The organism is Lactobacillus sp. B4015 (assembly GCF_026536055.1).
GTDB lineage: Bacteria > Bacillota > Bacilli > Lactobacillales > Lactobacillaceae > Lactobacillus > Lactobacillus panisapium.
The window spans coordinates 85,177-106,200 of the sequence record NZ_JAFNOY010000009.1; the positions used below are offsets into that span (position 1 = coordinate 85,177).

General features: G+C 38.4%; 24 protein-coding genes. 17 read left to right on the forward strand and 7 right to left on the reverse strand.

Features of this window, described 5'->3' with window-relative positions; genetic code table 11:
• Window positions 1–113: 113 nt before the first annotated feature.
• The 7 genes from J3U71_RS09540 to trxA all read left to right on the forward strand — a co-directional run bounded on the left by J3U71_RS09540 (window position 114) and on the right by trxA (window position 7,338).
• A complete protein-coding gene (locus tag J3U71_RS09540) occupies window positions 114–551 on the forward strand; it encodes a GNAT family N-acetyltransferase (protein WP_267393881.1) in 438 nt (145 codons plus the stop codon).
• 295 nt (window positions 552–846) lie between these two features.
• Window positions 847–3,489 (forward strand): alanine--tRNA ligase, encoded by a 2,643-nt coding sequence (gene alaS / locus J3U71_RS09545; RefSeq protein ID WP_267393879.1) that lies wholly within the window; start codon window positions 847–849, stop codon window positions 3,487–3,489.
• Window positions 3,490–3,537: 48 nt separating this feature from the next.
• Entirely contained in the window at window positions 3,538–3,795 is a 258-nt protein-coding gene (locus tag J3U71_RS09550) for an IreB family regulatory phosphoprotein (RefSeq protein WP_103753066.1), read from the forward strand.
• On the forward strand, window positions 3,796–4,224 hold the full coding sequence (gene ruvX, locus J3U71_RS09555; RefSeq protein ID WP_103753065.1) for a Holliday junction resolvase RuvX: 429 nt from the start codon (window positions 3,796–3,798) through the stop codon (window positions 4,222–4,224).
• 1 nt (window position 4,225) lies between these two features.
• Window positions 4,226–4,531, forward strand: coding sequence for a DUF1292 domain-containing protein (locus tag J3U71_RS09560; protein WP_103753064.1), 306 nt, complete (start codon window positions 4,226–4,228; stop codon window positions 4,529–4,531).
• 55 nt (window positions 4,532–4,586) lie between these two features.
• Window positions 4,587–6,938 carry an endonuclease MutS2 gene (locus tag J3U71_RS09565; RefSeq protein ID WP_267393877.1) on the forward strand — a complete coding sequence of 784 codons (2,352 nt, stop codon included), beginning with the start codon at window positions 4,587–4,589 and terminating at the stop codon, window positions 6,936–6,938.
• Window positions 6,939–7,026: 88 nt separating this feature from the next.
• On the forward strand, window positions 7,027–7,338 hold the full coding sequence (gene trxA, locus J3U71_RS09570) for a thioredoxin (protein WP_220269230.1): 312 nt from the start codon (window positions 7,027–7,029) through the stop codon (window positions 7,336–7,338).
• Between the two features lie 43 nt (window positions 7,339–7,381).
• Here trxA and mscL read toward each other — a convergent pair whose 3' ends face one another.
• Both mscL and J3U71_RS09580 read right to left on the reverse strand, forming a co-directional pair.
• Window positions 7,382–7,747 (reverse strand): large-conductance mechanosensitive channel protein MscL, encoded by a 366-nt coding sequence (mscL, locus tag J3U71_RS09575; protein ID WP_103753061.1) that lies wholly within the window; start codon window positions 7,745–7,747, stop codon window positions 7,382–7,384.
• Between the two features lie 72 nt (window positions 7,748–7,819).
• Complete coding sequence (locus J3U71_RS09580) at window positions 7,820–8,239, reverse strand: YslB family protein (RefSeq protein WP_220269232.1); 420 nt, start codon at window positions 8,237–8,239, stop codon at window positions 7,820–7,822.
• Window positions 8,240–8,306: 67 nt separating this feature from the next.
• On the opposite strand from J3U71_RS09580, the gene murI reads away from it, so the two are divergent.
• On the forward strand, window positions 8,307–9,095 hold the full coding sequence (gene murI, locus J3U71_RS09585) for a glutamate racemase (RefSeq protein ID WP_267393875.1): 789 nt from the start codon (window positions 8,307–8,309) through the stop codon (window positions 9,093–9,095).
• Between the two features lie 17 nt (window positions 9,096–9,112).
• A complete protein-coding gene (locus J3U71_RS09590; RefSeq protein WP_267393873.1) occupies window positions 9,113–9,727 on the forward strand; it encodes an XTP/dITP diphosphatase in 615 nt (204 codons plus the stop codon).
• Between the two features lie 37 nt (window positions 9,728–9,764).
• Here J3U71_RS09590 and J3U71_RS09595 read toward each other — a convergent pair whose 3' ends face one another.
• A complete protein-coding gene (locus J3U71_RS09595; protein WP_267393871.1) occupies window positions 9,765–10,580 on the reverse strand; it encodes a mechanosensitive ion channel family protein in 816 nt (271 codons plus the stop codon).
• A gap of 111 nt (window positions 10,581–10,691) precedes the next feature.
• Here J3U71_RS09595 and J3U71_RS09600 point away from each other — a divergent pair, with 111 nt between their 5' ends.
• Together J3U71_RS09600 and J3U71_RS09605 are read left to right on the forward strand one after the other, a co-directional pair.
• A complete protein-coding gene (locus J3U71_RS09600) occupies window positions 10,692–11,120 on the forward strand; it encodes a DUF948 domain-containing protein (protein ID WP_220269236.1) in 429 nt (142 codons plus the stop codon).
• 18 nt (window positions 11,121–11,138) lie between these two features.
• Complete coding sequence (locus tag J3U71_RS09605; RefSeq protein ID WP_220269237.1) at window positions 11,139–11,516, forward strand: DUF1269 domain-containing protein; 378 nt, start codon at window positions 11,139–11,141, stop codon at window positions 11,514–11,516.
• Window positions 11,517–11,585: 69 nt separating this feature from the next.
• Here the strand turns inward: J3U71_RS09605 and J3U71_RS09610 are convergent, their stop codons facing one another.
• A complete protein-coding gene (locus tag J3U71_RS09610; RefSeq protein WP_267393868.1) occupies window positions 11,586–12,692 on the reverse strand; it encodes an aminopeptidase P family protein in 1,107 nt (368 codons plus the stop codon).
• A 145-nt stretch (window positions 12,693–12,837) separates the two neighbouring features.
• On the opposite strand from J3U71_RS09610, the gene J3U71_RS09615 reads away from it, so the two are divergent.
• Window positions 12,838–13,839: a substrate-binding domain-containing protein gene (locus J3U71_RS09615; RefSeq protein WP_220269239.1), complete on the forward strand. Its 1,002-nt coding sequence runs from the start codon at window positions 12,838–12,840 to the stop codon at window positions 13,837–13,839.
• 51 nt (window positions 13,840–13,890) lie between these two features.
• Here the strand turns inward: J3U71_RS09615 and J3U71_RS09620 are convergent, their stop codons facing one another.
• Window positions 13,891–15,258: a glycerophosphodiester phosphodiesterase gene (locus J3U71_RS09620; RefSeq protein WP_267393866.1), complete on the reverse strand. Its 1,368-nt coding sequence runs from the start codon at window positions 15,256–15,258 to the stop codon at window positions 13,891–13,893.
• Window positions 15,259–15,342: 84 nt separating this feature from the next.
• Between J3U71_RS09620 and J3U71_RS09625 the strand changes: the two genes are divergently transcribed.
• Genes J3U71_RS09625 through J3U71_RS09645 form a run of 5 tightly spaced genes read left to right on the forward strand, consistent with a single transcriptional unit; the run spans window position 15,343 to window position 19,036 of the window.
• Window positions 15,343–15,675, forward strand: coding sequence for a hypothetical protein (locus J3U71_RS09625; RefSeq protein WP_220269241.1), 333 nt, complete (start codon window positions 15,343–15,345; stop codon window positions 15,673–15,675).
• Window positions 15,676–15,687: 12 nt separating this feature from the next.
• The gene (locus J3U71_RS09630; RefSeq protein ID WP_267393864.1) at window positions 15,688–17,058 is read left to right on the forward strand and encodes a bifunctional metallophosphatase/5'-nucleotidase; all 1,371 of its coding nucleotides are present in this window, start codon (window positions 15,688–15,690) and stop codon (window positions 17,056–17,058) included.
• 5 nt (window positions 17,059–17,063) lie between these two features.
• Entirely contained in the window at window positions 17,064–17,654 is a 591-nt protein-coding gene (locus tag J3U71_RS09635) for a YutD family protein (RefSeq protein ID WP_220235185.1), read from the forward strand.
• On the forward strand, window positions 17,655–18,431 hold the full coding sequence (locus tag J3U71_RS09640) for a TIGR01457 family HAD-type hydrolase (protein WP_220269244.1): 777 nt from the start codon (window positions 17,655–17,657) through the stop codon (window positions 18,429–18,431). It begins immediately after the preceding gene.
• A complete protein-coding gene (locus J3U71_RS09645; RefSeq protein WP_267393860.1) occupies window positions 18,428–19,036 on the forward strand; it encodes a TIGR01906 family membrane protein in 609 nt (202 codons plus the stop codon). The genes J3U71_RS09640 and J3U71_RS09645 overlap by 4 nt, the downstream gene beginning before the upstream one ends.
• 12 nt (window positions 19,037–19,048) lie before the next feature.
• Here the strand turns inward: J3U71_RS09645 and J3U71_RS09650 are convergent, their stop codons facing one another.
• Window positions 19,049–19,699 carry a VTT domain-containing protein gene (locus J3U71_RS09650; protein WP_267393858.1) on the reverse strand — a complete coding sequence of 217 codons (651 nt, stop codon included), beginning with the start codon at window positions 19,697–19,699 and terminating at the stop codon, window positions 19,049–19,051.
• Window positions 19,700–19,708: 9 nt separating this feature from the next.
• Window positions 19,709–20,668, reverse strand: coding sequence for an NAD(P)/FAD-dependent oxidoreductase (locus J3U71_RS09655; RefSeq protein WP_267393956.1), 960 nt, complete (start codon window positions 20,666–20,668; stop codon window positions 19,709–19,711).
• Window positions 20,669–21,024: the final 356 nt, after the last annotated feature.

Genomic DNA, 21,024 nt, shown 5'->3' on the forward strand with positions numbered 1-21,024 from the left:
CTTATTAAAGCTTCTTTTCTTTTTCCTTAATGTTATTGACAGTTTGCTGATGCCAGACGTAAATTGGGTGTAATGATATTGGTAATTAAAAATAAGCTTAGGAGGAAAACAAGATGATTCGATCTGCACAAGAAAGTGACGCAGAACAAATTCAAAAAATTAATCAAGAGCAGCTTGGGTACGATTATCCTGTGGTCAAAACGGCTGCCAATCTCAAACGGCTACTTGCTGATCAAGAGCACCACCTTATTCTCGTTTATGTTGACGATACATCTAAGAAGGTAATTGGCTATATTCATGTCGAACTATTTGAGGAACTTTATTTTGCCCCAATGTATAATATTTTGGCGCTAGCTGTTAGCCCGCTGGCACAGCATCAAGGAATTGGTTCCAAGTTAATGACTGAGGTTGAGCACATTGCACAAAAAGCTGGTATTACTGAAATTAGGCTAAGTTCAGGGGAGGAACGAACCGGTGCGCACAAATTCTATGAGCATTTGGGTTACACCTACCTTAAAAAGCAAAAACGCTTTGGGAAAAAGTTGGGATAAATTATTTAAATAAATATGCATACAGCCGTAATCAAACTTAACTGCTTATTGACAAAGATAAGCCAAGTAGTACAATTGTTTTTGACTTAAGATATATTTTTTAGGCTAATCAATCAAAGAGAGAATCGGTTGCTGAGAAAGGTTTATTGATTACTTAAAAAATGCTCCTTACGTTTTTATATAATAAAGATTATTAAGAGGTAACAAGCACTGTTGCAATTGAGGTGGTACCGCGTTTTAGGCGTCCTTAAAGATAGCAATGGTGTTTTTTATTTTGACAAAAGGGAGAAAATTAATGAAGAAACTGACAAGTTCTGAATTTAGACAAATGTTTTTAGACTTCTTTAAACAGCATGGTCACATGGTCTTGCCTAGTCAGTCACTAATTCCACAAGATGATCCAACTCTTCTTTGGATTAACTCTGGTGTGGCGACAATGAAGAAATATTTTGACGGTTCCGTTGTGCCGAAGAATCACAGAATCACAAGTTCGCAAAAATCAATCCGGACTAATGATATTGAAAATGTCGGTAAAACGGCGCGACACCAAACTTTCTTTGAAATGCTTGGCAACTTTTCTGTAGGTGATTACTTTAAAAAAGAAGCAATTACTTGGGCTTGGGAATTTTTGACCAGTCCTGATTGGCTTGATTTTGATCCGCAAAAATTATACTGTACCGTTTATCCTAAGGATACCGAGGCCCAAAAGATTTGGCTTGAAGTCGGAATGCCGGAAGATCACATTGTCAAACTTGAAGAAAACTTTTGGGATATTGGGGAAGGTCCTTGTGGTCCCGATTCCGAAATTTTTTATGATCGTGGGCAAGAAAATAATGATGTGGCCGAAGATGATCCTGAAAACTTCCCTGGTGGGGAAAACGCGCGTTACCTTGAAATTTGGAACATTGTTTTCTCACAATACAACCACTTGGCAAATGGTCAATATGTTGATCAGCCCCATAAGAATATTGATACCGGTATGGGATTAGAGCGTGTCTTGTCAATTTTGCAAGATGCTCCAACCAATTTTGAAACAGACCTCTTCTTACCAATTATCCATGAAACAGAAAAAATGACTGCCAATAAGAAGTATGGCGAAAATAAGGCAGATACAACTGCTTTTAAAATCATTGCTGATCACGTAAGAACAGTTAGTTTCGCAATTGCCGATGGCGCTTTGCCTTCCAACACAGGACGTGGCTACGTTTTACGGCGGTTAATCAGACGGGCAGATTTAAATGGTCAACGGTTAGGAATTAAAGGCGCATTTTTGTATAAATTGGTTCCAGTAGTCGGCAAGATTATGGAAAGCCATTACCCTGAAGTCACAGACCAGAAGAGCTTTATCGCTAAGGTAATCAAGAACGAGGAAGAAAGATTCCAATTGACGCTTGATTCCGGCTTGAGCTTATTAGACGATTTAATTCAAGCTGCGAAAAAAGATCATGATAAAACAATTGCGGGTAAGGATGCGTTCAAGCTCTTTGATACTTACGGCTTTCCGTATGAATTAACCTTTGAGACCGCTCAAGATGCAGGCTTAAAAGTTGATAAAAAGGGCTTTGATGCAGAAATGAAGGCACAAAAAGAGCGTGCCCGTAAGGCTCGTGGTAATCTGCAATCCATGGGTGCACAAGATGAAACCCTGATGAACTTAAAGGATAAGTCAGAGTTTGAATATGGTGTCTATGAAGAAATGCACGCTAAGCTAATCGACATTATTGTTGATGATAAGTTAGTTGATAAAGCCGATGGCGAGCAGGCTACGTTAATTTTTGACAAGACCCCATTTTACGCTGAACGCGGTGGCCAAGTAGCTGATCACGGTGATATCTACAACCATGATGGTGATTTGGTAGCTAAAGTAACAGACGTGCAACATGCACCAAACGACCAAAACATGCACTTTGTTGATGTTATTTTGCCACTGGAAAAAGGACAAGAATATACCTTAAAGATTGACCGCGTCCGTCGTGAAGGCCTGCGTCATTCACATACCGCAACGCACTTGCTACACGCTGCTTTACGGAGCGTGCTCGGTGAACATACCCACCAAGCGGGAAGCTTAGTTGAACCAGATTTTCTCCGCTTTGACTTTACTGCAGTTGAACCAATGACTCCTAAAGAACTTAAGTCAGTTGAAAACATGGTTAACCAAAAGATTTGGGAAGCAATTGATGTTAAGACGACTATTACTGATCCCGAAAGTGGAAAAGAAATGGGCGCTTTGGCTTTATTTGATGGCAAATATGGCGATCAGGTTCGGGTAGTTCAAGTTAGTGATTTCTCCATTGAATTTTGTGGGGGAACGCATTGTGCTAATACCAACCAAATCGGTATTTTTAAGATTACCTCGGAATCAGCTATCGGAGCCGGCTTAAGAAGAATTGAAGCCGTAATGTCGAAGAAGGCTTATGAATACTTAGCTAACCGTTCAGAATTACTTGATGAGATTCAAACTGAAGTAAAATCGACTAAACCGCAAGATATTTTGGATAAGGTTGACAGTCTAGAACAAGACTTGCATGATAGTCAAAAGCAAGTAGAAGAACTTAATTCTAAGATTAATCAGATTAAAGCCGGAGCAATTTTTAATAACGTTGAACAAGCCGGTGACTTAACGGTTATCGCTCAAAAAGCCGATGTTAACGGCATGAATGACTTACGTGAACTTGCAGATACGTGGAAGAGCGGTAATAAGTCAGATGTCTTAGTTTTAGCTGCTGGAAAAGATGGCAAAGCAAACATGATTATTAGCTTGAATCAAAAAGCTCTTGATCACGGTTTTAAGGCTGGCGATTTAATTAAACAAGTTGCCCCAATCTTCGGTGGTGGCGGCGGTGGCCGTCCAAACATGGCTCAAGCTGGTGGTAAAAAACCTGAGTGTCTTGACGAGGCGATTAAGCAAGTTCTCACACTAGTTTCAAATAATAAATAATTGAGTTTATCCTGCTTTTCAAGTAAAATTAAGCAAGGAGGAATAATTATGAGTTCGCTAGATAAGACAATGCATTTTGACTTTAATGAAAATAAGGGCAAAAATGTTTATGATACTCTGCAAGATGTTTACAATGCCCTTGAAGAAAAAGGGTATAATCCCGTTAATCAGATTGTTGGTTACTTATTGTCTGGTGATCCGGCTTATATTCCACGGCATAATGACGCTCGTAATTTGATTTTAAAGCACGAACGTGATGAAATTATTGAAGAGCTTGTTAAAAGTTATCTTGGAAAAAACAAATAGATGAGACTGCTTGGTTTAGATGTTGGATCAAAAACTGTTGGTGTAGCTGTTAGCGATGAGCTAGGCATAACCGCCCAAAAGGTCACAACAATTCCAATTGATGAAACACGGTTTAATTTTGGCATGCGCCCACTGAAAAAAATTGTCCGTGAATACGATCCAGATGGTTTTGTCTTGGGTTTGCCCAAAAATATGGATGGCTCATCTGGAGCATCTGTTGCTCGCAGTAAGGCATACGGTAAAAGGCTGAAAGATAAATTCGGATTGCCCGTTTATTATTCTGATGAACGATTAACGACAGTTGAATCAAGTCGGGTTTTGGTCGAAGAAGCCGGAATTCATGATCGGCACAAGCGTAAGAAAGTAATCGACCAAATGGCCGCGGTTTTGATTTTGCAGAATTATTTAGACTTAAACCGAAAGGATTAATATGACACAAGAAGTTCACGGTGATGACCGTCAAATTACCTTAGTTGATGATCAAGGTAATGAAGAATTATACGAAATTTTATTCACATTTCATTCAGATGACTATGATAAGTCGTACGTTTTGCTTTATCCTGCTTCAGCTGGTGAGGATGAAGAAATTGAGGTTCTTGCTTTTAGTTATGATGCAGACGATGCAGGCGATGTAACCAGCAGTGATTTGCACGAAATTGAGGCAGACGATGAATGGAACATGGTTCAAGGAGTTCTAAATACCTTCTTGGATGATGATCGCTTAAGTGGTGAATAAACAAAAAAGACTGGCTTAGCCAGCCTTTTTTATTAATAGAAATTTTTTGAAGAAAATGAATGACAAAATATTAGAAACATTAGAATTTGCAAAGATTACGGATCGCTTGCAGGAAATGGCAATTACCGCCCCGGCAAAAAGGCAGGCGGCTAATTTAGTACCTAGTAGCAAATTTTCGTGGGTACAACAAGCTTTAAAGCAGACATTAACTGGCGCCAATATGCTGCGCATCAAAGGGCAACTACCCTTAACGGACTTTATGGATGTGAAGCCAAGTACGAAACGACTGCGGATTAATGCTAATTTAAATGCGGCTGAGCTTGGTAATTTACTGCTGGTTTTAACTTTGGCTAATGATGTCAATGGCTTTTTAGAAGACGTTGATGATGAAGAGCTTGATCTGACTGCAATTGAAACTATTCTGGAAGATTTAAACGTTCCAGAAGACTTTTTTAATCAGTTAGAAAAGTCGCTAACTTTTGATGGTGATGTACTCGATACTGCGTCAAGCGAGTTAGCACAATTACGGCGAGAATTAAAAGCAAACGATGAAGAAATCAAAAAGCGCATGGACGGCTATCTTAAGGGAAATAGCAGTAAATATTTGTCTGAACAAATTGTTACCATTAGGGATGAACGTTACGTTATTCCGGTTAGACAAGAATACCGCAATAAATTTGGCGGTGTAGTCCATGATCAGAGTGCCAGCGGGCAAACCCTGTTTATCGAGCCTAGCAGCGTCCTTAATTTAAATAATCGGGTGCAAAACCTGTTAGCTCAGGAACGCAGGGAAATTCAGCGGATTTTACATTCTCTTTCTTCGCAGGCACGGCAAGAAGTTGATTCGATTGAGCAGATTGCTGCTGCATTAACTGCGTTAGACTTTATTCAGGCTAAAGCAAAATTAGCACGTGAACTGAAGGCGACAGAGCCTCAACTAACTGAAGATCATTCGCTTGTTTTTTTGCAGGCGCGACATCCGTTAATTGATCCCAAAAAAGTAGTTGCTAATGATATTCGTTTGGGTGAAGATTTTGACACAATGCTGATTACTGGTCCGAATACCGGTGGTAAGACAATTACGTTAAAGACCGTGGGCATTTTGCAATTAATGGTGCAAGCAGGACTATTCATTCCTGTTGCTGAAAATAGTAAGGCTGGCGTTTTCAAGGATATTTGTGCCGATATTGGTGATGAACAGTCAATCGAACAATCGCTTAGTACTTTTTCTTCGCATATTAATGGCATCATTAAAATAATGAAAAATGTTGATGAGCAAACTTTAGTGCTAATCGATGAGATTGGAGCTGGAACTGATCCCGAGGAAGGGGCAAGTTTGGCAATTAGTATCTTGGATTTCTTGCGAAAAAAGCAAGCTAAGATAATTGTTACCACTCATTACCCTGAGTTAAAACTATATGGCTACAACCGTCCCAAAGCAATAAATGCTTCAATGGAATTTGATTTAAAAACTTTATCACCAACTTATCGCCTGCAAATCGGTATTCCTGGACACAGTAACGCCTTTGCAATTGCACGGCGCTTAGGAATGCGTGAAGATGTTGTAAAAAATGCGGAAGGTTTAATGTCTGATGATAATGCAGATATTAACCAAATGATTGCCGAACTAGCCAAACAGACTAAAAAGGCGTCAACTGCACGCCGGCATTTAGAAACCAGCCTTGATCGGAGTAGAAAACTTGAAGTAAAATTGCAGCAAGCACTTGATTGGTATAACCAGCGTGTGCAAAAGCAGTTAGAATTTGCCCAAGAACGGGCCAATGAAGTTGTCGCCAAAAGCCGAAAGAAAGCCGAAAAAATCATTGAACAGCTGCAAAAGCAGCCGAATAATGTTAAGCAAAACGAACTGATTGATGCAAAGGGAAAGTTAACGCAGCTTGAAAAGCAAAATGAAAACCTAGCTCATAATCGCGTCTTGCAAAAAGAAAAAAGACGGCATCACGTCAAGGTGGGCGACCAGGTTAAAGTTTTATCTTACAATCAAACAGGAACAATCACTAAAAAACTATCTGAGCATCAATATGAAGTCCAGATGGGCATTATTAAAGTAAAAGTAAGTGATCGTGATGTTGAAAAGATAAATCAGCAGAAGCAGCAAACCAAGAAAACCGTCCGTGCTGTTAGTTCTAACCGGCGAAGTAACGCCCGTAGCGAACTTGATTTGCGTGGACAGCGTTATGATGAGGCAATGACCAACCTTGATCGGTATATTGATTCTGTTTTGCTTGCTGGCCTTGATGTTGTCACAATCATTCACGGAATTGGAACAGGTGCAATCAGAAAAGGTGTGTGGCAATATTTGCGTTCGAGTAGTCACGTAAAAAGTTTTAATTATGCTCCTGCTAACGAGGGTGGTAACGGTGCAACTATTGTCCATTTGAAATAAAACAGCTTACTTGTAAAAAGTAAGTCGGCTTGCTATAATGAATTTTATAAGATAAGAAATATTGCATTATATATAGGGAGGTATATTCATGGTTGATGAACTAACAGATCAGAACTTTGAAGAAGAAACAAAAGATGGCGTTGTGCTAACAGATTTTTGGGCAACTTGGTGTGGTCCTTGCAAGATGCAATCACCTGTTGTCGATGAATTGGCTGAAGAACGGCAAGATGTTAAGTTTACGAAGATGGATATTGATGAAAATAAAGAAACGCCAAGTTCTCTTGGCATTATGGCTATCCCAACTTTACTCATTAAGAAAAATGGGGAAATTGTTGATCGGATAACTGGCTATACCCCAAAGGCCAAGCTTGATCAAATTCTCAATCAATATACTGATTAAACGCAAAAAAAGAGGCTTTCTCAGAAGAGAGAGCCTTATTTTTTTAGTTATTTTTTGCTTGGAGCAAATCCCGAATATCTTTTAAGTAATCTTCAGCAGATGGCTGAGCTGGAGCCGGTTGCGGTTTGGTTACTTTATTGACAGCCTTCACAAGTAAGAAAACAATGAATGCAATAATTAAAAAGTTAATCACAGTGTTAATAAATGAACCATATCTAAAGGTTGCGCCGCCAACCTTGACTACTAAATTTGATAAATCAATTTTGCCAATAAATAGACCAATTAATGGGTTAATTAAGTTTGTTACCAATGAATTTACAATATTAGTAAAAGCTCCGCCGATGATAACACCAACAGCCAAGTCGATTACATTTCCACGTTCAATAAATTGTTTAAACTCTTTTAGCATCTTTATTTCCTCCATTCTCACTTTAATCATATTGCAAAAATGGGCAAAAACTCAATTAAAAAGCTTTTAAACTTAGTCAAATTTGGCTGCTATTTGAACGATTTTTCTTTTATCATCAATCTTTAGTTCGCATTCTGTAGTCCGACCAGTTTCTTTTTGGACTGCTTCTGCTAAAATTCCGGCTTCTAGAGAAAACTCATGACTATCGCTGTTCAAGCGATCGGTTACACTTTGGCCGCTTAATTCAAAAACGGTCTCAGTTCGCCGCTGCTTTACTCTTGTTAAATCGCCAAATTCAGTGGTAGCAAAAAAACTGACTACGTCGTCAAAAGACGACAAATCATATTTGCGGGCAATTTTTTTGCCACCCCAATATAAGATTGCATCATTGTCTTCACCTAAAATGGTGGGTAAAAGAAAGTCGCGGTATAACTGATTAACAAAATACACGTGTTCGCTTTGTTGCTTGTTGTCTTGCATAAAGAATTTCATCCCTTTTATTTTCTTTTATTTTACCGTAAAATTGAGAGAAATAGAAAAAATTGAGGGGATTTATATTATGGATAATCGGCCAATCGGCCTGTTAGATTCTGGCGTTGGTGGTTTAACTGTTGTCAAAAAAATCATTCAAAAGATGCCAGGCGAATCAACTGTTTTTATCGGTGATAATGCCCATATCCCATATGGTGATAAGACGAAAGAAGAAATAGTCGAACTGACTAGAAATAGTGTCAATTTTTTATTAAGTAAAAATGTTAAGTTGATTATTTTTGCTTGCAATACTGCCACGGCAGTCGCGATGGATATCATCCAAAAAGAAATAACCGTTCCAATTATCGGCGTGATTCAATCTGGAAGCAGTGCGGCAATTCGCGCAACTCAAACTAATCGGGTTGCAGTAGTTGCCACGCAAATTACAGTGGCACTCCATGCTTACCAAACAGAAATTAATGCGCGCGATCCTAAAGTTCAGGTGACAGAGCTTGCGGCACCACAATTAGTGCCTTTGATTGAAAAAAATGCTGGCAGATCAAACTATTTGTCAGCCTTGCAGCAAACCCTAAAGCCACTTGAAAATAGCACATTTGATACCTTGATTTTAGGTTGCACGCATTATCCAATTATTCGTGATGAGTTCGTTCAGTGTCTGCCGACTGGGGTTCAGGTAGTCGATCCTGCAGATCAGGTAGCGGAAAGTACCTTTGAATTGATGAAGCAAAAAGGGCTGTTGGGTGCCAGTACCCAAGCTGCTCAACATGAATATTACACAACTGGTGAAGTTGAGTTAGTAGAAAAATTGGGCAAAATAGTGCTCAATGACGCTAATTTTACCGCTCATCATTTATAAAAAAGAAAAGGCAAGTTATGAAAGAAATTTTGTTTGCTACGACCAATTATGGCAAGGTTAAGGAATTAAAAGAGGCTTTTAAAAAAGCCAAAATAGATGTTGCTATCAAAACTAACAAAGATTTGGCCCATGCGCCAATTGTTGAAGAATATGGAACAACCTTTGAGCAAAATGCTAAATTAAAGGCGCATGCTCTGGCTGATTACAGTCAAATGGTGACTATTGCTGATGATTCAGGATTAATGGTGGATGCTCTTGATGGGGCGCCCGGAGTTCGGTCCGCTCGGTTTGCCGGAGAGGAGCATAATGACAGCAAAAATAATGCTAAATTGTTGGTAGAACTTGGTGGGGTAAAACCTGAAAAAAGGACAGCACGTTTTAATACCACGATTGTGGCTTCGATGCCGGGCAATTTTGCTCAGGATCTAGTCGTTTCGGGTCAGTGTAGTGGCCTTATTCTGGCGGCTCCTCGAGGAGAAGATGGCTTTGGCTATGATCCTTTGTTTTATGTTCCGGAAAAAGGCAAAACCTTTGCTGAAATGACGGTTGAAGAAAAAAATAGTTTGTCACACCGTGGCAGGGCAATTCAAAGATTATTGGCTGCTTTTCCTGCCTGGCTAGCGCAATTTTAAAAAAAGGTTAATCCTAATATGGGATTAACCTTTTTCATTATTGTGCTAATAAAATGCCATTTGCTTGCAGCGTTTTTAAGTAATGCGTCAAATATTGATCTTGAACAGCTTTTTCATGCCCTGGTTCGACTTGAAAATGAATGACATATGTAGCTGTTTGAGCTGTCTGTGCGGTAATCCCGATAATATTGGGACCTTGGACAAGGACATTTTTACCTAAGTTTATGTCATTATTTACTTGTTCAATGAGTTGATGAACCTTGTTAAAGTCGTTGGAAACTTTTAATTGCAATTCAATATCAAGACCAATACCGCCGTGGGCGAGATTTTGGACGATTGAGATATTGCGGTTAGGGATGTAGATAATCGAACCATCTGTTCCTTTTAGTCTGGTTGTCCGTAATCCTAGCTGAACAACCACTCCAGTTTGATTATTAATCTGGACAATGTCACCAACATCAAATTGATCTTCACTTAAAATGAAAAAGCCGTTAACTAAATCACTGACAAAGCCCTGAGCTCCCATGCCTAAAGCAAGAGAAAAGATACCGGCACTAGCTAGCAAAGTCCCAATTGGAATACCCAATATTGATAAAACAGCAAATAAATAAAAGAAGATAACTGTATAAGAAAAAATACTATTAATTAAAGCCGCAACTGTTTTCGATCGCTTGGTTTGTGGGCGCTTGCTATGGTTTAAATAATGATTAATAATTTTTTTGCCAAATTGATTAATTAAATAGAATATCAAAGATGATATTGTTAATTGCCACACAACTGAGATTAATTGCTCGCCAATTTGATCCCAATTGATTTTTAAAACTTTTTGGTTGATTTGAAACGCTTGTTTCATGGTTCCCGCCTTTCTTATATGCATATTAACTATAGCAAAATATTACATATAGATTGAGATTGAAGCATTTTCATGCTAGACTTTTTTTAGGTATAGAATTGGAGGTTGAAGATGATAATGTCTTATGGTGCATTAGCAGGTATAATTGCTGCGGTTGCATTATTAATTTTAGTACTTTTTGCCATTCCTGTGCTTATTCGTGCCACAAAGGCGACAAAACAAGCAGAAGAAATGATTAGGAGTACCAATGAATCAATACAGCAGATTTCAAAAGAAGCTGATGTCTTGCTTCAGCAAACAGGTGATTTACTTGATAAAACCAATGTGTTATTGGCTGACGTGAACGTTAAAATGAAAACCCTAGATCCGGTGGTTCAGGCAGCCGCAGATTTAGGAGTTAGCGTTTCGGATGTTAACGCGTCCTCCCGTAAGATGGCAAAACGCGTCAGCAACTTCCGTCTGAAAGGCAATAACGGAATAATGTCTTCTGCTTTATCGTCGATGTTTGCACGTCGTAGGCGTCGTAAAGGTAAGGATTAGTAAAAAGGAGTTACTACGATGAGAAAATTTACTGATTTTGTATTAGGTGCTATTGTAGGTGGAGCAGCAGGTTTCTTGGCTGGCTCATTGCTTGTTAGTGATAATCAAATTGATGAATTAAAGAGAAAAGTTAAGAATAACGATACCGTTCAAAATTTGAAGAAAAAATATGATAACGGTACAGAAGTAGTTAAAAATCAATTGGCATCATTCCCTAAGAATGTTGAGGATGATTCTGAATTAAAGGATTTTGATGACATTGTCATTGATAATTCAGAAGATGATGACCCAATTCAAAAAGACAATGCAGAAAAATCAGTTGATGATCTGCATAATGCTGAAAGCCAAGAAGATCCAGGTGTTTTGCCAAAAGATGATACTCTACCAAGACCTTAACAATTAAATTAACAAAAAATGCACTAGCAGGAACAATCTTCCGCCAGTGCATTTTTTATTATAGAGAAATTAATCGTTGAGCGGAATGTACTTGAGCTCTTTGTCAGTATGTGTAAATGGTTGGTAACCGTCTTTAGTGACAACGCCGCAGTCTTCGATTCTTACACCTGCAACACCAGGGATGTAAATGCCAGGTTCAATCGAAAAGCACATGCCTTCCTCAATAATTAAGTCGTTGCCTTGAACAATTGAAGGGTACTCGTGTACATCCTTGCCAATTCCGTGACCTAAGCGGTGAATGAAGTATTTGCCGTAGCCGGCCTTAGTAATCACGTCACGGGCAACGCCATCAAGTTCAGAAGCTGTCATCCCTGGTTTAACAGCATCGATTGCGGCTTGTTGTGCCTCACGGTCGATCTCGTAGATTTCTTTTTCCTTTGCGCTTGGTTTGCCATAAGCAACTGTCCGACTAGAATCGGATGCATAGCCGTTATGCATAGTTCCAAGATCAAATAGCACTAATTCATTAGGCACTATTTTGTTCATTGTTGGGCCTAAATGAGGATTAGCAGCATTTGCACCAGCTTGCACGATTGTTTCAAAACTTTCGTGCATAACACCTTTTTGCAGTTTTAACTGGTAATCAATTTGACCAGCAATGTATCTTTCGGTTACGCCAGTCTTAATGGCGTTAAAACCGATTTGGAAAGCAAAGTCAGCTTCTTCACCGGCAGCTTGTAATTGCTTAATTTCTTCAGGCGTCTTATACAAACGAATTTTAGCGATAAAGTTAGACACATCGGCATCAAAGTTTGCATCAGGGAATTGTTGATGGAGCAATTGGTAGTGAGAAACAGACAAATTATTTTTCTCAAGCGCCCATTTTTGGTATGCTGTAGTTCTGTGCTTAACTTTGTCAGCAATTACAGCCCAAGGATCTTCTGAATCAAGGTAGCCATAAACATTGCCATTCCAAGCAGAATTTTTGGCTTCTTCTACATTTAGGGCAGGAACAAAGACGAATGGGTCTTGGTCCTTGAAAGCTAGAAGAGCGAAAATTCGTTCATGCGGCTCCATATCATAACCTGTAAAATAGGCTATTGTGGTTGGATTTGAAATATAAGCTACGTCGTTATTAGAACTCTGTAGCCATTCTTGCAATTTGGTTAAATTCATAAACTTTTCCTTTCGTATCAAGCGGTAATTAAGAAAAGTATATCATGTTCTTGAGTTGAAAAAATGAAAGAATAGCTGTAAACGCTTGCATTTTTTACAAAAGCATGATAAATTTTATATTAGTACATAAGATAGGGGAAATAAGATGCGTAAACAAGATATTACAATTTATGATGTTGCTCGCGAGGCCAAGGTATCAATGGCTACAGTTTCACGGGTTGTTAATGGTAACACCAACGTGCGTAAAGATACGCGTGACCGGGTAATGAAAGTGATTAATCGTCTGCACTACCAACCGAATGCTGTGGCGCAGGGTCTAGCCTCTAAGAGAACAACAACTGTCGGGTTGATTGTACCGGACTTAACCAATCTTTATTTTGCTGAACTTTCAAAAGGAATCGACGATATTGCCCTTTTGTATAAGTATAATATTATTATTACAAGCATTGAGAATCGTTTAATGCGTGAAGACCAGGCAATCCAGGGCCTATTGAATAAGCAGGTTGATGGGGTTATTTACATGTCTGATAGTTTGCCAGAAGAAGCTGTCGAGGCTTTTAAACGGACTGATACACCCGTTGTCTTGGCAGGAACAAAAGACAACCACAAAGAATTTCCTTCCGTTGCAATTGACTACAAGAAAGCCGATACTGAAGCTTTGAACTTGCTTTATAACGATGGTAAAAAGAACTTAGCACTTGTATTGGATGATCCAGATACGGTTGTTAATGCCGAAAACCGCATTCCAGCCTATAAAAAATTCTTAGAAGAACATAATTTAGGTGCAGGTCATATTTATAGCAACATTAAGGATCATTCCGATGGCTATAACCTCTTCTCACAACTAAGTCAAGATGGTATTGATGGTGTAATCGTAACTAGCGATGTTACTGCTGTCGGTATTTTAAATTCAGCAATTGATGGCGGAAAGAAAGTTCCAGATGACTTGGAAATTATTACGGCTAGTGCAACTCAAATTGCTTCTGTCGTTCGTCCGGCTCTAACAGCTATTCGTCAACCCCTTTATGATATTGGCGCTGTAGCTATGAGAATGCTGACCAAATTGATGAGTAATGAAAAAGTAGACAATATGCAAATTGAATTGCCATATGAATTATTGAAAAAGCAGAGTACTTCAAATAACTAAATGATTTAACTAAAAACCCGTTACATATTTGTGTAACGGGTTTTTGCTACGTTAATTTAATTGCGCTGCTAATTTTATTTTTTGGGTAAAAGTAAGTTCTCTTGGCGCTTGTAGCGGTTGATATTGCGTCAAGGCAATATTAGGATAACGGCTCATTCGCGGTAAATTATGATAATTTTTCCAACTGGTTTCGTCGAAAAAGCCGTAAAAGAGAATATCACGGGCCTTGACCCAGCCTAGCGATGTTTTGAGCCACATGCTCTTAGGGCTACCGTTGAAATTATAGATGCGATAAAGCTGGTTAAGGGGCAATTTCTTCTTAGTTTTTGCCTGGTTTTCTGGATAACGGTAAAGCGCAACTTCTTCTTGCGGTCGTGCGATGACTTGCTTATCTTGGTACGGGGCAACATCTTGCGGCTTTAAATCCAGGGTAACAAATTCGGCGGAAATAAAGGTTTGGTTATCTATTTGATAATAAAGCTGGTTATGTGCCCGCACACCATACGATACCTCTAATTTCTGTCCAGGATAAACAAACTTTTTACGCTTAATTCGAACATAGGGGTTCATCATTGTGGCAGCTTTTTTATTGCCAAAATATAATCCCTTGCGATGGATATCGTATTTATGCGTTCCTTCTTTTGCCAATTTGTACTTGAAACCGGTACTTGGAAAGTTGGTCACAACACCATCAATGTTTTTGTTAATTAACCAATGCCATAATTTAGGCGATTCGTCCATTTCTGTCCAAACAAAAACCTGCTTGTTTAGCTGGTGCAACCAATGTATTAGCCAAGAGTGATTTAAAATTAGATCAGATGACACGTTGACTGCATTAACTTGCGGAAGATTACTGAAGTTCATTCGTTTTAAACTGCCGACGATTAAAATTAAATAAGCATCAGGCAAAATTTCCCGAAAATGAAATAAACTGGCGGCGGAAAATGAATGAATCATGACCCGTTTTTCCATGTGATATTTTTTAATTGTTGCCGCAATTTTATCTTCAAGTTCATAAGAAGAATCAATTGAGTGATCTATTTTTGTTTCTAAAATAAATTTTGTATCTGGCTTTTTTTGATAATGTTCAAATAGCTCCGCTAGACTTAGCACATGTTCACCGTTATCATATGTTAATTGACTAAGTGCTCGCCAAGTATTTTGTGATACAATTGCATGTGTATGGGTAACTCGAAACAAATCATCATCATGCGAAACAACCAATTCTCCATCCGATGATAGATGAAGGTCGAGTTCAACGTAATCGGCGCCGGAGTTGAAAGCTGAATCATCACTCTGAATAGTTTCTTCAGGGTATTTAGTGGGATCCCCGCGGTGCCCAACAACAGTGAAACCAGTTGTTGTCAAAAAGATTAAGCTAAAAAAGAGAGCCGTAATTAGATGGCTTTTACGTTTCATGTGTACACCTCTATCGTTTATTACAATAGCATGGTTGCACATTTTTTGCTATATGTAACAGTTTTAATTTCATAGGTATAATTAATGAATCAACAATATGAAGAATTAGATTTAATTGAAGAAATCACTCGTAATGATAATAGCAAGTATTTTGAAATTTCGAATATAGATCAGAATGGGATTGCTGAATTAGCGGTTGATCGGGGCAAAATCAAGAATGTGCGCATTTTGCAGTTGAACATCCCACGAACGAAGGCATTAGTTACTTATGAAAAGTACATCAATAAAACTTATCAGCTTGAAACGTTGACTAATGAGGAAGATTGGAAAAATCCTGACTGGGTGGAATGGCAAAAGCCTAGGGGTAAAATCTTGGACGCTTATAAGATGATTTTAAAATCCAATCAGATTGGATAGAAAGTGGGAGAAATGGAAAAACTACGCATTTTACATACTAATGATTTGCATTCACACTTTGAACACTTTCCCAAAATTGGTCGGTATCTTCATGAGGCTCAAAAAGATCAATCAGTTGATCAAGTTTTCACGTTTGATGCTGGTGATTTTATGGACCGTTCCCACCCTTTAACGGATGCAACTTACGGGAAAGCTAACATTAAATTAATGAATTCTTTTCATTATGATGCAATTACGATTGGTAATAATGAGGGAATTTCCAACTCACATGAGGTGGTTGAGCATTTATTTGATCATGCTAAATTTTCCGTCATTTTGGCCAACCTCCGTGAGGAAGATGAGTCAATGCCGCATTGGGCCGTTCAAAATAAGATTATCACTACCAAAAAGGGTACCCGAATTGCCTTAATCGGTCTAACTGCCGCATATCCGCTTTCTTATGAACCTAACCACTGGCACGTTAGAATGCTAAAAGAAACAATGGATGAGGTGTTACCTAAAATTGCTGGACAGTATGATGTGCTCATTTTATTAACACATGTTGGTCTTAACATGGATATGTTTTTGGCCAAAAATTACCCCCAGATTGACTTAATTGTCGGCGGTCATACACACGATTTATTAAAGCATGGCAGAAGAGTAAATGGTGTCTGGATTACGCAAACCGGTAAGTGGGGTAATTACGTTGGTAACACTTACATGGAGATTGATGATCAGCACCATGTGACTAAAATAATGCCGCATGTAGAGCCAACTAGCTTAATGAAAGAGCATAATGGCGATATTGAGACAGTTCTAGGCTATTATGAATGCGGTAAGGAAATATTAAACCGTGAGCAAGTGGCAAATTTACCGGAAAAATACAATGATGATTATGAGGCAACAATTAATGTTTCAATGGATGCCATTGCTGATTTTGCTAAAACCGACTTGGCAATGCTAAGTACTGGACTCTTTCTGCAACCTTTTAAACGCGGCATCTTAACCAAATATGATTTACAAGTGGCTTTACCGCACTCCATGCATGTTGTTAGATCAAAATTAAAGGGCAAGGATTTGTGGCGCTTGGTCATGGAGATTGAGAAGAATCGTCATTATCTCGATCATTTTCACTTGCAGGGGATGAGTTTTCGCGGCAAAATTTTTGGTCAAATGCATTACCGTGGAATCAAATTTGACCCGATAAGCAGAATAGTTTACGTTAAAGGCAAAGAAATTGATCCTGCTAAGGAATATGAAATTGCGGTGTTAGATCACTATGTTCTAGTGCCGTTTTTCCCTACTTTAGCTATAGTCGGTGATAATAAGTTTTTATTCCCACAATTTTTACGTGAAGTAATTGGGGATTATTTGGCCAAAAAATATCCTATTAACAGGAAGTGAACCTAATGACGGAAAAAGCCGTTGAAGTAGTTAAGATAAAAACTGACAAGGAAAATAAGTTTGAGAAAAAGCAGCCTCTTCGGCATCCATTGGCTGCTGTTTCGTTAGAAAACGATCGTTTAAAGATTAATAAACAGTTATACCAGGTCATGGTGAATAAGGAAGATGCCCTTGATCTTGAGGTATTAAGCCAGAAATATGACCCATATCTTGATCAATATGATTTTTTGGTTGGGGATGTTTCCAGCGAACATTTACGTCTCAAAGGCTTTTATAAAGATAACGTACAGACAGCAATTGATCGAAAAGAACAGACGATTGCTGACTACTTAATGGAGTATTGCAATCCTGGTGGTCCTTATTTTATCTTGCAATTGCTGAGTCCAGTGCACCATTATCGCAATAATAACCGGAAAAAATGGGGCAGTTCATATCGTAAGCGTAAGAAGGGCCAACCTAATAAAAAGAATGGTGTTGCTTTCAAGCGTTACAAGGTCCGACCTGCACATTATAAAAAGCCGGAAACAGTAGCGGTTAAAAAAGAACAGAAAAATAATCATACTTTTGTAATTAAAAAAAGAAAGGGCAGCAAGTAAGTGAAAGATTACCATTTATTTTTAGTGGACCTCGATGGCACTATTTATCGTGGAAAAGACACTATTGCGTCCGGAGTGCGTTTTATTCACCGAATTAAAGAAGCAGGCAAAGAGTGTCTTTTTTTAACCAATAACACTACCAGAACGCCTCAAATGGTTGTTGACAAGCTGGCTCGTCATGGCGTTAAAACGGACGTTTCTCATATTTATACGCCGAACATGGCAACAGTTAGTTATATTTTGGAGCAAGAAGATCGGCAAGCCAAGAAAATTGGCGTCTATTTAATTGGCCAAATTGGCTTGTTACAAGAATTTTTAAAGCATTCAGAATTCGAATTAAATGAGTCCAATCCGGATTATGTAGTCGTTGGACTGGATACTGATTTTACTTATCATAAAGTTCAAGTTGCAGCTACTGCAATTCAAAATGGAGCCAAGTTTATTGGTACTAATGCTGATGTTAACTTGCCCAGTGATCAGGGGTTAATGCCCGGAAATGGCTCTTTGTGTGCAATGGTTGCTGTTGCTAGTGGTCAAGAACCGCTATATATTGGTAAACCATCTGCAATCATTATTGAAAAAGTGTTGGCTAAATTTCATTGTTCTAAAAAAGACGCTCTTTTAGTAGGTGATAATTATGAAACCGACATAAAAGCTGGCTTTAACAGTGGGGTTGACCAATTACTGGTAACCACGGGAATTACCCAAGCTGCTGATCTAATTGGCAAAAAGCAGCCAACGATTTTGGTCGATAGCCTGGATAAGGTAAAATTATGAGCAAAAAAAGTAACATTTTGACAATCATTTATCACTTTATTTTTGGCGTTACTAGTAGTGTTGTGGGCGCTATTATTGCCAGCTGGCCATTATTGCTAGTTTTTGTAATTGTGCAAAAAACTAATAAGACTGTTAATTTGTCAATCGGGCAGGTTATGCACAACTACAATCAGTTAATGTGGTATTTAATCTGGCCGTTTAAGCACAAACTGAAGATGAGTAATTTACCAACTTCGCCATTAGCTGCACAGCATTTTGCGGATGTGAAGAAGCTGCTTGTTCTGGCTGTTTTAGCCTTTTTATGTTGTCTGCTTATTTTTTTGTGGAACAGGAGTCAAAAAAATAAAGTACTGAAACTAAATAAAGTTTGGGCGCTTTTATTTTTACTATTGCCAATTGCTGTTTTACCATTTGCACTAACAAATTTTGATAACTTTTTTGTTGTATTTCATCATTTGCTATTTGCTGGTAGCAGTACTTGGCTGTTTGATCCGGGTACTGATCCAATTATTAATGTGCTGACTGAAGGCTTTTTTGCCTCATGTTTTGCAGTCGCAGGAATTATTTACGAGTTATATTTTGCTAATCAGCTTTTAGAGCGCTAAAAAAGGAGTTCCTTAGTGGAACTCCTTTTTTTGTGTTAGCCGTTTTTTGAGGGCAACAATTAAAATCGGCAATACTGAAATTAGAATAATTGCAAGAATTAACATGGAAAAGTGCTCTTTGACGAATGGAATGTTACCAAATAAGGCACCGATTATTGTAAAAAGACCACTCCAGATAATTCCGCCGATTACGTTATAAATTGCAAATTTACCATAATGCATTTTGCTTCCGCCAGAAATGAAGGGAACAAAGGTCCGAATGAATGGAATGAAACGACCAATAACAATTGTGATCGGACCATGGCGCTCAAAGAATTTTTCGGCTGCCATTCGATTTTTCTGATTAATCATTTTATTAAACCAAGAATGTTTTTCTCCTGCATTAACTGAGCGTGCCCCAATTTCATAATTACATGCATCACCTAAAATGGCGGCTAATAAAACTGCTAAATAAACTAACCAGATATTAATATGATATTTGGGGTTTACTGCCATTGAACTTGCTGCAAAAATCAGCGAATCTCCTGGTAAAAAGGGGAAAATAACAAGTCCGGTTTCGATAAAAATAATGCCAAAAATAATCAGGTAGGTCCAGTTGCCAAACTGGTTGACTATTTCAATCAGATGGTGATCAATGTGAAGAATAAAATTGATTATTGTCATAAATCGCTCCTAAATACTGGTTGAATGAATTGTTAAGGTTTTTTCTGGGAAAAGCGAGCGCATAATTGCGGTAATTGCAATTTGAGCTTCGCCAAAGCCGAGTCCGATTACAGGAACGCGACCAGGGTAAGTGGCACTATCACCAATCGCATAAATACCTGGTATATTAGTTGCCATTTCCCGCGTGACATCAATTTGGCCGTTGGTCAGATTAATGCCCCACTTACGGGCAATACTGTTATCTGCTCTAAAGCCATAGGCAACAATGATTTGATCAAAGTGGCGCTTAATGATGTCTGTTTCTCCCATTTGTTTGAGACCAACCTTAAGTTGATTATTCCTTAATGTAATTGTTTTAGGAAGATAAGGAGTTAGAATTTCAACATTTTTTAAACTTTTCAGTTGCTGTATTGAAGATTCTAAACCGCGAAATTCATTTCGGCGATGAATTAATTTGACCTGCGTGTTGCTTTGCTCCGCAAGTTCAAGTGCCCAATCAAGAGCTGAATCACCGCCACCAAAAACGGCAACTGTTTGACCAGCGTATTTAGCTAAATCTTGAACAAAATAATGCACGCGTTTTTCAATTGCCTCATCCATTTTTAGAGGCAATTTCTTTGGTTTAAATGAACCAGTTCCGGTAGCAATAATGACGCTTTTTACCTCAAAATCACCATCAATAAGAAATTTATCTTCTTCTTGCTCAATAGAAGTAACGCGATGGTTTAATGAAAAAGTGGTCTTGCCAGTAGCGGATTTCTTTAAGCGACTAATTAAATCAAAGCCAGTAATTTGATCAAAAACAGGAATATCAGAAATTTTTTTATTCGGATATAAAAATTGTGGTTGTCCACCAACCTCCTTTAAAGAATCAAATGTAATTGATGTTAAACCATGTAGGTGGGCAAAATTTGCACAAAATAGACCGACTGGGCCAGCACCGATGATTGCTATATCAAATTTTTTTATTTTTAAAACTCCCCTCTAAACGTTGATATAACAACTTTAGCATGAAAAAATTTCTAAGTCACTTTAATAAATCGTAAAAAAGACTTGCAAAAGTAAAAAAGAGTTGCTAATATTAATAACTGTCGTCGGGCGCAAGGCAAGAGCCAAGCGGAAGAGGGCAAAAAAAATCCGAAAAAACTAGTTGACAAAGAAGAGCTAGTTTAGTAAGATAATAAACGCTGTTGTAAAAAAAGCAACAGCGGGGTCAGAAAAAAGTTCTTGACAAGAGGACAAAGATCTGGCAAAATAAAACAGCGGCGTTTACGAGCGTCGCAGGTAGTACCTTGAAAACTGAACAATGTTTTCGCAAAAATGTG

What these genes read in the sequence shown, in the direction of transcription:
- J3U71_RS09540 (WP_267393881.1), top strand. Translation starts at nt 114, where the DNA reads ATGATTCGATCTGCACAAGAAAGTGACGCAGAACAAATTCAAAAAATT.
- alaS (WP_267393879.1), top strand. Translation starts at nt 847, where the DNA reads ATGAAGAAACTGACAAGTTCTGAATTTAGACAAATGTTTTTAGACTTC.
- J3U71_RS09550 (WP_103753066.1), top strand. Translation starts at nt 3,538, where the DNA reads ATGAGTTCGCTAGATAAGACAATGCATTTTGACTTTAATGAAAATAAG.
- ruvX (WP_103753065.1), top strand. Translation starts at nt 3,796, where the DNA reads ATGAGACTGCTTGGTTTAGATGTTGGATCAAAAACTGTTGGTGTAGCT.
- J3U71_RS09560 (WP_103753064.1), top strand. Translation starts at nt 4,226, where the DNA reads ATGACACAAGAAGTTCACGGTGATGACCGTCAAATTACCTTAGTTGAT.
- J3U71_RS09565 (WP_267393877.1), top strand. Translation starts at nt 4,587, where the DNA reads ATGAATGACAAAATATTAGAAACATTAGAATTTGCAAAGATTACGGAT.
- trxA (WP_220269230.1), top strand. Translation starts at nt 7,027, where the DNA reads ATGGTTGATGAACTAACAGATCAGAACTTTGAAGAAGAAACAAAAGAT.
- mscL (WP_103753061.1), bottom strand. Translation starts at nt 7,747, where the DNA reads ATGCTAAAAGAGTTTAAACAATTTATTGAACGTGGAAATGTAATCGAC.
- J3U71_RS09580 (WP_220269232.1), bottom strand. Translation starts at nt 8,239, where the DNA reads ATGAAATTCTTTATGCAAGACAACAAGCAACAAAGCGAACACGTGTAT.
- murI (WP_267393875.1), top strand. Translation starts at nt 8,307, where the DNA reads ATGGATAATCGGCCAATCGGCCTGTTAGATTCTGGCGTTGGTGGTTTA.
- J3U71_RS09590 (WP_267393873.1), top strand. Translation starts at nt 9,113, where the DNA reads ATGAAAGAAATTTTGTTTGCTACGACCAATTATGGCAAGGTTAAGGAA.
- J3U71_RS09595 (WP_267393871.1), bottom strand. Translation starts at nt 10,580, where the DNA reads ATGAAACAAGCGTTTCAAATCAACCAAAAAGTTTTAAAAATCAATTGG.
- J3U71_RS09600 (WP_220269236.1), top strand. Translation starts at nt 10,692, where the DNA reads ATGATAATGTCTTATGGTGCATTAGCAGGTATAATTGCTGCGGTTGCA.
- J3U71_RS09605 (WP_220269237.1), top strand. Translation starts at nt 11,139, where the DNA reads ATGAGAAAATTTACTGATTTTGTATTAGGTGCTATTGTAGGTGGAGCA.
- J3U71_RS09610 (WP_267393868.1), bottom strand. Translation starts at nt 12,692, where the DNA reads ATGAATTTAACCAAATTGCAAGAATGGCTACAGAGTTCTAATAACGAC.
- J3U71_RS09615 (WP_220269239.1), top strand. Translation starts at nt 12,838, where the DNA reads ATGCGTAAACAAGATATTACAATTTATGATGTTGCTCGCGAGGCCAAG.
- J3U71_RS09620 (WP_267393866.1), bottom strand. Translation starts at nt 15,258, where the DNA reads ATGAAACGTAAAAGCCATCTAATTACGGCTCTCTTTTTTAGCTTAATC.
- J3U71_RS09625 (WP_220269241.1), top strand. Translation starts at nt 15,343, where the DNA reads ATGAATCAACAATATGAAGAATTAGATTTAATTGAAGAAATCACTCGT.
- J3U71_RS09630 (WP_267393864.1), top strand. Translation starts at nt 15,688, where the DNA reads ATGGAAAAACTACGCATTTTACATACTAATGATTTGCATTCACACTTT.
- J3U71_RS09635 (WP_220235185.1), top strand. Translation starts at nt 17,064, where the DNA reads ATGACGGAAAAAGCCGTTGAAGTAGTTAAGATAAAAACTGACAAGGAA.
- J3U71_RS09645 (WP_267393860.1), top strand. Translation starts at nt 18,428, where the DNA reads ATGAGCAAAAAAAGTAACATTTTGACAATCATTTATCACTTTATTTTT.
- J3U71_RS09650 (WP_267393858.1), bottom strand. Translation starts at nt 19,699, where the DNA reads ATGACAATAATCAATTTTATTCTTCACATTGATCACCATCTGATTGAA.